At 64.3% G+C, this 13,799-nt stretch carries 12 protein-coding genes; 3 read left to right on the top strand and 9 right to left on the bottom strand.

Going from position 1 to position 13,799, the window contains the following annotated elements; all coding sequences use genetic code 11:
• The first annotated feature begins 95 nt into the window (after positions 1-95).
• Positions 96-1,193, top strand: a complete 1,098-nt coding sequence (locus tag CVS27_RS05515; protein ID WP_103464712.1) for a pyridoxal-phosphate-dependent aminotransferase family protein — start codon at positions 96-98, stop codon at positions 1,191-1,193.
• A 10-nt stretch (positions 1,194-1,203) separates the two neighbouring features.
• Here the strand turns inward: CVS27_RS05515 and CVS27_RS05510 are convergent, their stop codons facing one another.
• The 7 genes from CVS27_RS05510 to CVS27_RS05480 form a co-directional block, all read right to left on the bottom strand.
• Positions 1,204-2,265: a sulfate/molybdate ABC transporter ATP-binding protein gene (locus CVS27_RS05510; protein WP_103464711.1), complete on the bottom strand. Its 1,062-nt coding sequence runs from the start codon at positions 2,263-2,265 to the stop codon at positions 1,204-1,206.
• Entirely contained in the window at positions 2,262-3,119 is an 858-nt protein-coding gene (locus CVS27_RS05505) for an ABC transporter permease (RefSeq protein WP_103464710.1), read from the bottom strand. The genes CVS27_RS05510 and CVS27_RS05505 overlap by 4 nt, the downstream gene beginning before the upstream one ends.
• Entirely contained in the window at positions 3,097-3,912 is an 816-nt protein-coding gene (gene modA / locus CVS27_RS05500; RefSeq protein ID WP_103464771.1) for a molybdate ABC transporter substrate-binding protein, read from the bottom strand. Before modA ends, CVS27_RS05505 begins: the two co-directional genes overlap by 23 nt.
• 56 nt (positions 3,913-3,968) lie before the next feature.
• Positions 3,969-4,379, bottom strand: coding sequence for a TOBE domain-containing protein (locus tag CVS27_RS05495; RefSeq protein ID WP_103464709.1), 411 nt, complete (start codon positions 4,377-4,379; stop codon positions 3,969-3,971).
• Positions 4,380-4,459: 80 nt separating this feature from the next.
• Entirely contained in the window at positions 4,460-5,467 is a 1,008-nt protein-coding gene (locus CVS27_RS05490) for an NAD-dependent epimerase/dehydratase family protein (RefSeq protein ID WP_370739470.1), read from the bottom strand.
• Entirely contained in the window at positions 5,461-6,432 is a 972-nt protein-coding gene (locus tag CVS27_RS05485; protein ID WP_103464708.1) for an aldo/keto reductase, read from the bottom strand. The genes CVS27_RS05490 and CVS27_RS05485 overlap by 7 nt, the downstream gene beginning before the upstream one ends.
• Positions 6,433-6,434: 2 nt before the next feature.
• A complete protein-coding gene (locus CVS27_RS05480) occupies positions 6,435-7,310 on the bottom strand; it encodes a helix-turn-helix transcriptional regulator (RefSeq protein ID WP_103464707.1) in 876 nt (291 codons plus the stop codon).
• A gap of 190 nt (positions 7,311-7,500) precedes the next feature.
• Here CVS27_RS05480 and CVS27_RS05475 point away from each other — a divergent pair, with 190 nt between their 5' ends.
• Complete coding sequence (locus CVS27_RS05475; protein ID WP_103464769.1) at positions 7,501-8,322, top strand: aldo/keto reductase; 822 nt, start codon at positions 7,501-7,503, stop codon at positions 8,320-8,322.
• A gap of 51 nt (positions 8,323-8,373) precedes the next feature.
• Here the strand turns inward: CVS27_RS05475 and CVS27_RS05470 are convergent, their stop codons facing one another.
• Positions 8,374-9,150, bottom strand: coding sequence for a PspA/IM30 family protein (locus CVS27_RS05470; RefSeq protein WP_103464706.1), 777 nt, complete (start codon positions 9,148-9,150; stop codon positions 8,374-8,376).
• 214 nt (positions 9,151-9,364) lie between these two features.
• The gene (locus CVS27_RS05465) at positions 9,365-11,383 is read right to left on the bottom strand and encodes a TPM domain-containing protein (RefSeq protein ID WP_103464705.1); all 2,019 of its coding nucleotides are present in this window, start codon (positions 11,381-11,383) and stop codon (positions 9,365-9,367) included.
• Between the two features lie 258 nt (positions 11,384-11,641).
• Between CVS27_RS05465 and CVS27_RS05460 the strand changes: the two genes are divergently transcribed.
• Entirely contained in the window at positions 11,642-13,564 is a 1,923-nt protein-coding gene (locus CVS27_RS05460; protein WP_243400065.1) for a S1C family serine protease, read from the top strand.
• Positions 13,565-13,799 lie beyond the last annotated feature (235 nt).

The raw sequence follows: 13,799 nt of genomic DNA, 5'->3' as shown, positions 1-13,799 counted from the left end.
CAGCGGCCGGACACACGGATCCCGCGAGATGCCACACGAAACCGCCACGGACGTACCCTTGGAGTGAGTGATCCGCCACCCCATGAGGAGTTGCCATGTCCCGCCCGCTGACTTTCCGCCATCTGTTCGGCCCCGGCCCCAGCAATTGTTACCCGGAGGCCATTGAGGCGCTGGGCCATCCTGTGCTGGGGCACCTGGATCCGTTGTTCCTTGAGGTGCTGGACAACACCTGCGCCGGGCTGCGCCAAGTCTGGGGCACGAACAACGCCCGCACCCTGCCGCTGAGCGGGACCGGTTCGGCCGGCATGGAGGCGGCATTCGTGAACACAGTGGGTGCCGGGGATGTTGCCGTGGTGGCTGTCAACGGGCTCTTTGGCGAGCGCATGTGCGAGGTGGCGCGGCGCACCGGGGCCGAGGTGGTTCGGGTGGACCACGAATGGGGCCAGCCCATCGACCCCGAGCGTGTGGCCGCCGCTCACCCAAACCCCAAAGTCATTGCCGCAGTCCATGCCGAAACATCCACGGGCGTGCGCTCCGACATTGCCGCGCTGGGCCGTCTCAAGGGCGACGCCCTGCTCGTCACCGACGCCGTCACCTCCATCGGGGGCCTGGAACTGCTCGCCGACGACTGGGGCATCGACGTGGGCTACGCCGGCACGCAAAAATGCCTAGGCGTGGCGCCGGGCCTGTCCCCGTTCACCATTTCCGACGCCGCATTTGAGCGACGCGTCAAGGACCCGCAGTCCTGGTACCTGGATCTGGGCCTGCTCGGCGGCTACGTGGGGACTGCCGGCGGCAGCCAGCGAACGTACCACCACACGGCCCCGGTGCCCATGATTGCCAGCTTGCAGGCCGGCCTTGCCAGGGTGCTGGGGGAGGGGCTCGACGCCGTCCGGGCCCGGCACGCCACAGCAGGCCTGGCGCTCCAGGACGGTCTGGAGGAAATGGGCCTGGATCTGTTCGCTGCCGAGGGTTTCCGGCTGCCGTCGCTGACCACTGTCCGCGTGCCCGAGGGGGTTGATTCCGCCGCCGTGCGCGCCTACCTGCTGAAGAACTTCAGCATGGAAATCGGTGCCGGCGTGGGCCAATTCGCCTCTTCGGTGTGGCGCATTGGCATGATGGGCCCCAACGCCAACAACGCTTCAGTGGTGTTCGTCCTCGCGGCGCTCAAGGAAGCCATCGCGAAGGTGTAGCGGCTAAGAGCTAGGCCGGGTACAGGACTACTTCTGCGGCCTTGACCACGAAGAACACCTCGGAGCCCGGCTCGAGGGCCAGCTCGGCCGTGGCCGCGGCTGAAATGTCGGCGGACAAGCGAGCTGCCCTGACCCGGATGTGATCCCCGTGCGGCTCCAGCTCGGTCACACGGACCTTAAAAACATTACGCGGGCTCCCGTGGGGCGGGGTCAGGAACACTGACACGGACGACGGCGGGAACGCGGCCATGCCGTCCTGCCCGCCCACCGATGGGGGTACCGGGGGCACGGAGCTGGGGCGTCCGGTGACCAGCACGCCGTCGTCCATGAGGAGCGAGGGACCGTTGAGGGTTCCCTGCAGCACGTTCAGGCCGGCCAGGGACGCGGCAAAGGCGCTGCGGGGGTGGGCCAGGACCGTAGAGGTGGTGCCGGATTCAACGATGCGCCCGCCATCCATCACCACTATCCGGTCCGCGAGCAGAAGGGCATCCAGCACACTGTGGGTCACGATGATCGCGCGGCGGCCGGCCAGTACGCGCTTGAGCAGGCTGCGCAGGAACGGTGCGTGGTTGACATCCAGGGCCGCCATGGGCTCATCGAGCAGCAGCAGCTCGGGGTCGGTGGCCAGTGCCCTGGCCAGGGCCACCCGTTGCGCCTGCCCGCCGGAGAGCTGGGCGGGCAGCCGGGAGGACAGCTCCATGGCGCCCACTTCGCCAAGCCAATGCCGGGCGGCTTCCCGGCTTGCCACCTTGCCCAGGCCTTGGCTGCGCGGGCCAAAGGCGACGTTGTCCAAGACGCTTAGGTGTGGAAACAGCAGGGGATCCTGGGCCAGAACGCCCAGCCCGCGTGCATGCGGTGGCAGCCAGGTGGTGCCGGGGGAGAGCTCGAACAAGGACCGCCCGTCCAGTGTGGCGTGGCCGGAATCGGGCTTGAGCAGCCCCGCCAGAACCTGAAGCACGGAGGATTTCCCCGCACCATTGGGACCCATCACGGCAACGGTTTCCGTGGGCCCCACCGTGAGGGACACGTCCATGGTCCGGGCGGCGAGGGCGGCCCTGAACTCCAGCGTCATGACGCCGGCCCGGCCAGCAGCGCGCGAAGCGGTGATTTCGGCACGCGGTAGGTCACAGTCACCACAACGGCGGCCACGGCGATGAGCAGGAAGGACAGGGCCACAGCAGCCTCCGGATCCGTTTCTCGCTGCAGGTATATCTCCAAGGGAAGCGTGCGGGTGACGCCCTGCAAACTCCCCGCAAAGGTCAAGGTCGCACCAAATTCACCCAGGCTGCGGGCAAACGCCAACACCGCACCGGAGACCAGACCAGGCAGCACCAGGGGCAGTGTGATGCGGCGCAGGACAGTGCTGGGCCGTGCACCGAGGGTGGCGGCAACCGCCTCATACTTTTGCCCTGCCGTGCGCAGCGTGCCTTCCAGACTCAGCACCAGAAAGGGCAGGGCCACGAACGTCTGAGCCATGACAACGGCGGCCGTGGAAAACGCAATCTCAATGCCCAAAACCTGCAGGGACTGCCCCAGCAAGCCCTGCCGACCAAAGGTGTAGAGCAGCGCCAGTCCACCCACCACGGGCGGCACCACCAGGGGAAGCAAAATCAAGGCCCGCAAAACACGCTGCCCAACAAACTGCGCCCGCGCCAACACCAGAGCCAGGGGAACACCAAAAATAATGCACAGGGAAGTGCTGGCGGTGGCCGTCTTCAAGCTCAGAAGCAGCGCAGCCAGTGACGACTCCGAGCTGATAAGCGCCAGAAACTGGCCCCACTTGACTTGGGACACCATGCCCATCAGCGGCAGCAGAATGAACAAGGCACCGACTGCCGCCACCGCGTAGATCCAGCGCGGGACTGCCGTGTAGCCCCACGAACGCCGCCGCTGAGCGGCCGGCCTAGGGGGCGCCAAAGCCGGCATCCTGGAGCACCTTTTGCCCCTGCGCACCCGTCACCAGGGCGATAAATCCCTGTGCCAGCTGCCCTGCCTTGGAAGATTCGACGGCGGCAATGGGGTAATGGTTGACGGTGGGCTTGGGCAGGTCCAAGGGAATGCTCAGGACTTTTGCTCCGGCAGCCTTGGCGTCCGTGACATAGACCAGTCCGGCGTCGGCCTCCCCGGAGGTGACCTTGCCCAGGACACCTGTCACGGAAAGCTCCTCGCTGACAGGCTTGAGCATCAATCCGGCACTGGCGGCATCAGAGGTGCTGGCGGCGCCGCAGGGAACCTTGGGTGCGCAAACCACCAGTTTCACGCCCGGCTTGGCAACGTCGGCAAAGCTGTTGATGTTGGCCGGATTGCCCGGCGGCACCACAAGGGTCAGGACGTTGCTGGCAAAGTCCACAGGGGAGCCCTGGGCCAGTCCGGCATCGCTGAGCTTGGTCATGGTCGCCGTATCCGCCGAGGCGAAAACATCCGCCGGTGCGCCCTGGCTGATTTGCGTGACAAGGGTGGAGGAGCCGTCAAAGCTCAAAGAAACCTCGACCTTGGGATGCTGGGCCTGGAACTGGGCAGCCAATTCCGTGAAGGTTTCCTTCAAGGAAGCAGCGGCATAGACGTTCAGGGTGCCGGAAAGTTCCGAGACGACCGGAGTGCTGCCGGCCCCCGAGGTTGTGTCTGTCCCGGGCGGTCCTGCCGGGGCGCAGCCGGCCAGGCCCAGGGCCAGTGGGACAAGGGCCAGCAGGGCAGCCGCTGCCCCAAGGCGCAGCCTCATGCGCAGGCGGTTCGCACCCAGAACGTTCGGGCCAGCGGATTCCATGGCGAAAAGCTTCATGATTCGCTCCCTGGGTGAGGCACTTCAAGGATGACATTGGTGGATTTCACCACGGCCGTCGCCACTGAACCAGGCTCAAGTTTCAAGTCCCTGACAGCTTCGCTGCTCATGAGGGAGACCACCCGGAACGGGCCGCATTGAAGTTCCACCTGGGCCATGACCTTGTCCATGACAATGTTGGTCACCAGCCCCACAAAGCGGTTGCGGGCTGAGCTGCCGATCCCCGTGGGGTCCTGCGGCAGCTGGGACTGCTTCTTCGCCAGAGCCGCCAGCTCGACGCCGTCAATCACCATTTTGCCCTGCTGGTCCTGGCTGCCGTGCAGCGTGCCGTTCTCGAGCCAGCGGCGCACGGTGTCGTCACTGACGCCCAGGAACCGGGCTGCCTCGGAAACGCGTATGAGAGTCATGACCGCAGTCTATATCCTCATTTGCGGATTGAAAGGGGTAATGGCTCCGCAAATTCGTCTCATGCGTGGCCCGGATCCTGCTACAACCCTGCCAGCCTGTCCGAGAGCGCCATGAATTCCTGGCTAACCACACGGGCTTCAGGGTGCGCGTCATGCCATGCCAGGGTCGCCCGGACGGCATCGGCGAAGCGGGTCCGGGTGGTGAAAGACGGTACAAGGGACTTGATCCTGGCGTTGTCGAAGATGGCCGGATGGGACTTGTCGCCCAGCAGCCCCGGCCCCAGCTCCGGTGCGAGGCCGGCAATGCGGTCGCTGGCCACATGCACCAGCTGGGGTTCAGGCGCGCCGGCGGCCGCCGCCACACTGCGGTACACGGCGTCCCACAGCAGCACGTCGTCGGAGGTGATGGTGAATGCTTCGCCGGCCACGGGGAGGCCGAACAGCCCCACAAAGCCCACAGCGAAGTCCGCAGCATGCGTCAGGGTCCACGGAGTGGTGCCGTCACCGTGCACCACCACCGGCAAGCCTTCGCGCATGCGGTGCACATCCGTCCAGCCAAAAAGCAGCGGCAGCCTGGTGTGGTCGTAGGTGGAGGACGGCCGCACCATGGTGACCGGGAATCCGTCCTCCCGGTACGCCGCCGTGAAAACGTCCTCGCAGGCAATCTTGTCCCGTGAATACTGCCAGTAGGAGTTTCGCAGCGGCGTCGATTCGGTGATGGGAAGGCGGGCCGGCGGTTTCTGGTAGGCCGATGCGGTGCTGATGAACAAGTACTGCCCGGTCCGGCCACGGAACATTTCCACGGCAGCCCGTGCCTGCTCCGGCAGGTACGTAATGAAGTCGGCAACAACGTCGAAAGTCCGGGTGCCCAAGGCTGCGGCAACGGCCGCGGTGTCCCGGGCATCAGCCACCAGCAGCTCGACGCCGGCCGGCACCGGACGCACGGAACTCGCCGCCCGGTTGAGCACCGTCACCGTGAATCCCTGTGCCACGGCGAGGGCCACGGCGTGCGAGCTGATGATTCCCGTGCCGCCCATGAACAAGACACGGGGACCGGGCACTGCAGGGCCGCCGGCCAGGGTCACCACGCGTAGTCCTCCGGCGCCGTCTTGGGGCCGGGGAAGATTTCATCGAGCCGGGCCAGGGCTGCCGCGTCCAGGGAAACCTCCAGGGCCCGCAGGCCGGCATCCAGCTGGGCGGAGGTGCGTGGCCCAATGATGGGTGCCGTCACGGCCGGTTGGTGCAGCAGCCACGCGAGCGCCACGTCTCCTGGGGCATGGCCCAGTTCCGCCGCAAACGATTCAAAGGCGGCAATGGCGTCACGTGACTTCTCCAATGCCTCGGCGGCGCGGCCCGCTAACCTGCGTACGCCGTCGGACTCCTTTTGCAACACCCCGCCCAGCAATCCGCCGTGCAGGGGCGACCACGGGAGCAGGCCCAGCCCGTAGTGCTCGGCGGCCGGAATGACCTCCCGTTCCACGCTGCGCTGCAACAAGTTGTAGATGGACTGCTCGCTGACCAGGCCCGTGATGGGGCGGCGCGCCGCAGCCTCCTGCGCCGCGGCCAGGTGCCAGCCGGCAAAGTTGGAACTGCCCGCGTACAGGACTTTGCCCTGTTGGATGGCAACATCCATGGCCTGCCAAATCTCATCCCACGGTGTGTCCCTGTCCACGTGGTGAAATTGGTACAGGTCAATGTGGTCGGTTTGCATCCGCTTGAGACTTGCATCCAGGGCTCGGCGGATGTTCAGCGCGGACAGTTTTCCCTCATTGGGCCAATCGCCCATGTCGCCGTACAGTTTGGTGGCCAGCACCGTCCGTTCACGCCGCCCGCCGCCCTGGGCAAACCAGCGGCCAAGGATCTCCTCGGTCCAGCCGCGGCGCCCGGAGCCGCCGTAGGCGTTGGCCGTGTCAAAGAAGTTCAGCCCGGCCCCGTGCGCCTGATCCATGATGGCGTGGGCGTCGGCTTCCTCGGTGTGCGGACCAAAATTCATGGTGCCCAGGCACAGCTTGGATACTGACAGGCCGCTGCGGCCCAAATGTGAGTACAACATGCTCAGGTGGTTCCTTCGCTGGAGTTGGAAAGCGGATGGCTCAAGGGTGTGGAACTCTCGCCCCACGAGGAGAGCAGTTTGAGTGCGTCCAGGGTGGGGGAGCCGTTCTTGGCCGTGTAGATGCGCAGGCTCTGGTCGGGATCGTCGGGTAATAACAGGTGCTCAAAGTCAATGTCCACGTCCCCCACCACGCCGTGGTGCAGGCCCAGGGTGCCGGAGGATTTGCGGGTCACCGTGTGCCGCGCCCACCACTGGCGGAATTCCTCACTGTTGACGGCAAGTTCGCCCACGAGCGCCGTGGCCGCGGGGTCTCCCGGGTGCCGGCCAATGTCGGCACGCAACGTGGCCACGGCATCCGAGGCTGCCGCGTGCCAGTCCCGGAACAGGACCCGTGCGGCCGGGTCAAGCATGATCCACCGCGTGTAGTTGCGCTGCTCCCGCGCCATGGCGGGGAAGTCGGCAAAGAGCAGGCGGGCCATGCGGTTGCTCGCCAGCACGTCAGTTCGCCGTCCCAGCACGACGGCGGGCACGTCACCCACCGCGTCCAACAGCTGGCGCATCGAGGCGCGCACCCGCTGGGCCGGGGGCGGGTTGGTGGCCTGCCCTCCACAGTTCTCCAGGAGGTCGAACATGTGGGCGGATTCGGCGTCGTTCAATTGCAGGGCGCGGGCCACCGACGTCAGCACGGAGCGGGACGGGTGGATGTTGCGGCCCTGCTCAAGCCGCGTGTAGTAGTCGGTGGACACGTCCGCCAGCCGGGCCACCTCCTCGCGGCGCAACCCCGGAACACGGCGGCTTGTGAGGTTGGCCCCCGGCTCCGGCTGCAGCCGGGACCGCATGGCGGAGAGGAACCTGCCGAATTCAATGCTTTGACCCATGCACCCATTCTGCCCCGGCCAGCAGGCGCAATCTAGCACCAGGGTAGGCCTGCTGGTCCTAGGATGGTTTCACACACCCCCGGCGCCGCCTGCGCCGGGCATGCGGGCATAGGCTGTTAAAAACCGCACGGTTGAAGAAATGTGAAGGAAAGGAACCACTCTCGTGACTGAATATAAAAACATCGCCGCCATTCCGGAGCTGACCCTGAACAACGGGGTGACCATCCCGCAGCTCGGCTTCGGTGTCTTCCAAATACCGCCGGAAGAAACCCGGGTGGCCGTCACGCAAGCCCTGGACGCGGGCTACCGGCACATTGACACGGCCGCGGCGTACCGCAACGAGTCCGGTGTTGGTGCGGCCATTGCCCATTCAGGACTGGCCCGTGAAGATCTGTTCATCACCACCAAGCTGCGCAACGGGGAACAGGGCAGTCCGCGCGCAGCCTTCGAGGCCAGCCGGAAGGCGCTCGGCGTGGACTGGGTTGACCTGTACCTGATCCACTGGCCAGTGCCCTCGCAGGGTCTGTTCACCCAGGCTTGGAAGGAGCTTGAATCTCTCTATGCTCAGGGCCTCATCCGCGCGATTGGGGTTTCCAATTTCCTGCCGGAGCATCTTGATGAGCTGTTGTCCAAGTCAACGGTGATCCCGGCCGTGAACCAGATCGAGGCGCACCCCACCTTTCAACAGGCCGGGCTGGCGCAGAAGAGCCGCAGCCATGGCATGGCCGTTGAGGCTTACAGCCCGCTGGGCCAGGGTCGCGACCTTGAGAACCAGGTTGTTGCCGAGCTGGCGGCCCAGTACGGCGCTACGCCCGCTCAAGTGGTGCTGGCCTGGCACCTGGGTCTGGGCAATATTGTGATCCCCAAAACTGTCTCGCCGGAGCGCATGCGTGAAAACCTGGCTGCTGCACAGATCAAGCTCAGTGGCCCGGATTTGGCCCGGATCTCGGCGCTGGAGTCCGGCACGCGCATTGGCGCGGACCCGGCCCTGGCAGCATTCACCCAGCTCTAACAACAAAAAAGGGGGCCACATCGCCTAGCGATGCGGCCCCCTTCGCGCTGCCTAGAGGTTGTCGAACTCCGACTCGTCCAGTTTTGTGGGGGCCGCAATCGCGGCCGCCGTCGGTGTGCCGCCAGCCTTCAGGGCTGCCAGACGGGCTTCCACCTCTGTCTGCTCACCCAAGTCCTCCAGGGAGTTGAACTGGGCGTCCAGGCTGGAAGCGGCAAGCTCATTCTGTCCGCGGACTTTAGATTCTTCCCGACGAATCTTCTCTTCGAAGCGGCTGACTTCGCTGGTGGGATCCATGATGTCGATGCTCTTGAGCGCATCGTTGACCTGGGTCTGAGCGGCGGCAGTCTTGGACCGGGCAATGAGCTCGTTGCGCTTGTTGGCCAGCTCGTTGAGCTTGCCCTCCATTTGGGTCAGGCCGGTCTTGAGCTTGTCCACAACCTCGTTCTGGGCGGCGATGGTGGGCTCTGCGGAGCGGGCCTCGTTCTCGGCGGTGATTTGGCGCTGCAGGGCAACCTTTGCCAGATTGTCGAACTTCTGCGCGTCGGTTGCATTGCCGGCGCCACGGAATTCGTCGGCCTTTCGGCTGGCGGCGAGTGCCTTCGAGCCCCAGTCCTGGGAAGCCTTGACGTCCTCGTTGTAGTCGTCTTCGAGCATGCGCAGGTTGCCAATGGTCTGGGCAACAGCGCCTTGAGCTTCGGTGATGTTGGCCTTGTAGTCGCGCACCATCTGGTCAAGCATCTTCTGCGGATCTTCAGCCGAATCCAGCAACGCATTAATGTTGGCCTTGGCCAGCTGTGCGATCCGACCAAAAATTGACTGCTTTGCCATTCTTTTCCCCTTATTGTGCTGTTGTACATCCAATAAAACGTGAACAGGTCGTGCCAGAAGTGCCCGGTAAAGATTCGAGCCTATGGTGCCTTCCCTCATTCTTGCCACAAGTTACTCTCCAGTGCAATGCCATCATGGCACGACGCCGGATTCCCCAGCCGGTGCCGCCCGTAGTGTTGCGCGGTGGGCAAACCCTGCAAGGGGCGGGGGCAGGCTAGAAGTTGCCGCCGCTTCCACCGAAGCCGCCACCGCCGCCTCCACCGCCTCCACCGAACCCGCCGCCGCCTCCACCACCGAACCCGCCACCGCCAAAACCGCCGCCGCCTCCGCCGGAGAGCAAGCCACCAATGATGCCGCCAAGAATTGCCCCGCCCATGCCGCCGCCCATGGAACCACCGCCACCTCCACGACCGCCGCCACTAAAACTGTCAACGTCATTTTGGGCGTATTGGATGGCTTGTTTGGCCAGTTCCTGGGCCTGTTGTGCGTAGGTCAAGGCGTTGCTGGGGTCCGATTCAGAAATGGAGAGTGCGTAGTCAAAGTTTCGCTCAGCCTCGGACAATCGTGTCCGGGCAGCGGATCCAACACCTCCACGGCGGGCTGCAATAAAGTCCTTGGCTGTGGCGATCGTGGCTTGTGCGCCAGCCAGGGTTTGTTGCAGGGCTGCCTGGGCCCGCAAGGATTGCTGCTGTTGGTCGCGGATGCCAGTCAGCAACTCATCGAGCTGGCCGTGGGCAGATTCTACGGCAGTCATCATGGCGAGCGGATCGGGCTTCCCGCTTGCCTTTTGCCTGCGCACATCGTTGAGAACTCCCTCCGCCGCTTGGACGGTGGGGGCGTAGCGGGCAAATTCCTGGGTTCCCACCATGGCCCTGGCTTGCTCCAGGTCGCTTAGGGCTGCCGGAAGGGCCGTTTCCAGCGTCTTTGCGGCGTCCCTTATGGCTGCCTCAGTTTTGGTGATTGCCTCAAGCAAAACACCTGACTGCAACAGACTTTCCTCCGCAGCTTTCACGGAAACGGCTGCAGCAGCGCTCTGCCCGGCCGCAAGCTTGGCGTCAGCGTCGGTGGCCGCCGTGTCCACAAAATCAAGGCGCTCCTTGGCCTGTGCCACATTGTCCCGCACCGGGGCCACAGCCGAATCGGAATATTGCGCGGTCAGGGCGGCCAATTTTTGTTCAGCCGATGCCACAGCTGTTCTGGCCTCCCCGGCTTGGGTGCGGATGCTGCTCAGCACCGCTGGTGCAGTTCGCTCCAGCTCACGTAATTCGTCAAAGGCGGCCTTTTCGGCGTTCAAGGCCGCATTGGCATCTTCGCTGCGCCTGATGATTTCACCCAACCACTGCCGCTGCTGCTCTATGGTGTCGGGAATTTCATCATCGAGTTGCTGCTGGAGCTTGAAGGACTCGGAGAGGTGCGCCTTGGCGCTGTCCAAGGCAGCCTGGAAGGGTTTGACGGCCTCATCGCCGTACGATGCCTGGGCGAAACCAATTTCGTGCTCACTGGTGTTGATGGCGTCGTCGGCGGCAATCAACAGCGATCCGGCCTTTGACCTCAGCTCGGCAATGGACATGCCGGCATGGGGATCCAGGGGTTTCCCGTCGGGCCCGAAGCCTTGGGCAGTGGCCTCAGCGGCCGCCTTCTTGCGTTTGTTGCGAATGTACAGGGCCGTGCCCGCGCCGCCAACCACCACGACGCCGCCAATGCCCAGGGCCACCAGGCCGCCAGTGGGGTCCGGGACGTTGCCCTTGCCGCCGCCGGCGGCGTCGCCCAAGGCGCCCGCTGCATCAATGGCTGCCTGCGCCCAATTGCTGGCTGCCAGCTGGGGCTTGATGGCGCTGGCTTGAATGTTTTGGTTCTTGTCGTCAGGAATCACTGATTTGTCAGCCAGGAGTGCATATTTCCTGTCCTTGACGGCCACCACCAGCAGGGCGTCGTTGGCGCCCATCTGCTTGGTGTTGGCCACCTCGGTGCCCCAGGCCTCGCCGCTGAGGCTGTCAAAGGAGTCCACGTACACAACAAAGAACGTCAGTCCGTGGTCTTGGGCCAGCTTGTCAATGGCGGATTGGACCTTTGCCTTGTCATTGCCCAGCACATTGGCGTTGTCAACGATGAACGTGCCCGCCGGAATGCTCACAGGGGGTTCAGCCTGGGCAATCCCGGCGGGGACCAGCAGGAAAGCCAGCAATGCCAATGCTGCTAGAAATGGAGAAAATACCTTCAACCGTGAAAACATCGCTCACCTTTTGACGTTGGGCCTTGGTGTGGTTCGGCCTTAATACTTCACACGATACTATGGGGCCGTTTTGTTTGGCGTCCACGATCTTTCGCTCAACGGAAAACTCTGTGAGTCAAGGAGATTGAGCCATAATGGTGCTAGACGAACCTTCACAGCTACCTTCCAGCGAACGCTCGTCAAGACACCAGCCGCGGGCGAGATGATGAAACTCAAGCAAGGAATTAGTCATATGAGATTTCAACGAAGGGACAGCTGATGAACGAGAACAACGGCGAGACCACCAGCCACAACGACGGCCAGCACGAGGGATCGCCCCAGGGTTCACAGCAGTTTCCGGCCGCTGGCCAGCCGCAGGACGCCCACAGCGGGCAGAGTGAAACACCTGCATCTGCGCCCGATGCCGTAGCAGGCGATGCCCCGGCAGCTGCCACCGTGGAAACTTCGCAGCCGACAACCCCACAGCCACCAGCAGCGCAGCCGACTCAGCCCATCGCTGCCCAGCAAAGGGATGCTCAGCAAAGCGCTGCCGCGCCTGCGCAGCCGTACGGAGAATCTGCCGAGAACACGCTGTCTGCCGGAGCGCCGAACCACGACTACCCCGCATACAACGCCCCTGCACAGGGAGCCCACGCTGCAACCCCTGCAACCCCGGAAGCGCCGGCAACGCAGGGAGCCCAGGCCCCCTACAGAGCCCCGTCTGCGAGCGTCCATGCCAGCGCGTCGGCAGCGGAAAATCCCACGGAGCGCATTCCCGCTCCCACAGGCCAGCAGGGCACCGGCAACTGGGGAACGCCCAACGCCACTGAGCCCATCCCGATGAACTTTGCGGCAGCGGGAACCGGAACCCCCGGCGGCCATGAGCAGGGCAACAACAGCCACGGTGCGGGGCACGCGGGACCGGGGTACCCGGCGTCGAACGCGTACCCGCACACCTTGGCGCCGGCCGTCACCGCCACCCCCAAGGAACGCAAAAAGGTGGGCATGGGGTTGTTTGCCTCCAGCGTCTTGGCCGCAGCCTTGGTGGGCGGCCTGGTGGCAGGCGGCACCATGTTCCTGGTCGACCAGAGCGGCAACAACACGGTTGCCGGGTCCAACCAGCAGAGCTCCCCGCTAGTGATCAACAACCCCAACTCGGTCAATGAGGTCAGCGCTGCGGCCGCCAAGGCTATGCCCTCGGTGGTCACAATCTCCGCCACGAGCGGCACCTCCGGCGGAACGGGTTCTGGCATCATCTTGAGCACGGACGGGTACATTCTCACGAACACCCACGTGGTGACCCTTGACGGTGCCGCAGCCCATGCAGCCATTGAGGTTCAGACCAGCGACAACAAGGTTTACAAGGGCACCATTGTGGGCACCGACCCGCTCTCCGACCTGGCTGTCATCAAGATTGACGCCCCCAACCTGGTCCCGGCCGCTTTGGGCGATTCCAGCAAGATCAATGTTGGCGACTCAGTGATAGCCATCGGTTCCCCGCTGGGCCTGAACGGCACTGTCACGGACGGCATTGTGTCCACCCTCAACAGGACCATCCAGGTGGCTTCCTCGGCGGTTCCGGAAACGCCCAGTGACTCTTCCGAGGACCCGTCCGACGGCGGCAACGGCTTCCGTTTCTCCCCTCCGGGCGGCGAGCAGAGCAATACCGCAGCCCAGGGCACCGTGAACTTGAATGTCATCCAGACCGATGCTGCCATCAACCCCGGTAACTCCGGTGGTGCCCTGGTGAACACCGAGGGGCAGATCATCGGCGTCAACGTGGCTATCGCCTCAACAGGCAGCGCAGACAGCTCTAGCAGCCAGAGCGGCAACATCGGCGTGGGCTTCTCCATCCCGATCGATCACGCCAAGCGGGTGGCCGAGGAGATCATCAAATCGGGCAAGGCCTCACACGGCCAGTTGGGCGTCTCGGTGGCTGGTACATCCTCCACGGGCAGCAACAGTTCCTTCTCCACCGGGGCCACGGTGGCCGACGTGACTGCCGGCACCGCAGCAGCCAAGGCCGGATTGCAAAAGGGCGATGTCATTACAAAACTGGGAGAGCGCACCATCAGCGACCCAGCGGATCTGACAGCTGCCGTGCGTGAGCAGGCAGGCGGAGCAACCGTGAAGGTTGACTTCACCCGTGGCGGCAAGTCCCAGTCCGTGGACGTCACCTTGGACACCATGACTGCCAGCTAAGTCACGAGCACAGCAAAAAGTCCCCATCCGGACGCCTGAAGTTCCGGGCAGCACCGGGTGGGGACTTTTTGTTTGCACTGTTCTGCGTTGAATCCGCGGTTGGGTTTGCCGCAGAACAGGACGTTGACGCCGTCGTCCATGGTGCAGCCACAGTGGTTGTTCGCCACGAGTAAAGAATCGACCCAGGAAATTCCGGCTCCGGGCTGGCACGAACTATGCTGAGGGAGTAGGCCAA

Source organism: Arthrobacter glacialis (assembly GCF_002909445.1).
Lineage (GTDB): Bacteria > Actinomycetota > Actinomycetes > Actinomycetales > Micrococcaceae > Specibacter > Specibacter glacialis.
Note: the sequence above shows the minus strand (reverse complement) of the source record. Positions and strands in the feature narration are given on the sequence as shown.

Coding starts and splice junctions, on each gene's coding strand:
- CVS27_RS05480 (WP_103464707.1), bottom strand. CDS start 7,310: ATGGGTCAAAGCATTGAATTCGGCAGGTTCCTCTCCGCCATGCGGTCC.
- modA (WP_103464771.1), bottom strand. CDS start 3,912: ATGAGGCTGCGCCTTGGGGCAGCGGCTGCCCTGCTGGCCCTTGTCCCA.
- CVS27_RS05505 (WP_103464710.1), bottom strand. CDS start 3,119: ATGCCGGCTTTGGCGCCCCCTAGGCCGGCCGCTCAGCGGCGGCGTTCG.
- CVS27_RS05460 (WP_243400065.1), top strand. CDS start 11,642: ATGAACGAGAACAACGGCGAGACCACCAGCCACAACGACGGCCAGCAC.
- CVS27_RS05485 (WP_103464708.1), bottom strand. CDS start 6,432: ATGTTGTACTCACATTTGGGCCGCAGCGGCCTGTCAGTATCCAAGCTG.
- CVS27_RS05495 (WP_103464709.1), bottom strand. CDS start 4,379: ATGACTCTCATACGCGTTTCCGAGGCAGCCCGGTTCCTGGGCGTCAGT.
- CVS27_RS05465 (WP_103464705.1), bottom strand. CDS start 11,383: ATGTTTTCACGGTTGAAGGTATTTTCTCCATTTCTAGCAGCATTGGCA.
- CVS27_RS05510 (WP_103464711.1), bottom strand. CDS start 2,265: ATGACGCTGGAGTTCAGGGCCGCCCTCGCCGCCCGGACCATGGACGTG.
- CVS27_RS05515 (WP_103464712.1), top strand. CDS start 96: ATGTCCCGCCCGCTGACTTTCCGCCATCTGTTCGGCCCCGGCCCCAGC.
- CVS27_RS05470 (WP_103464706.1), bottom strand. CDS start 9,150: ATGGCAAAGCAGTCAATTTTTGGTCGGATCGCACAGCTGGCCAAGGCC.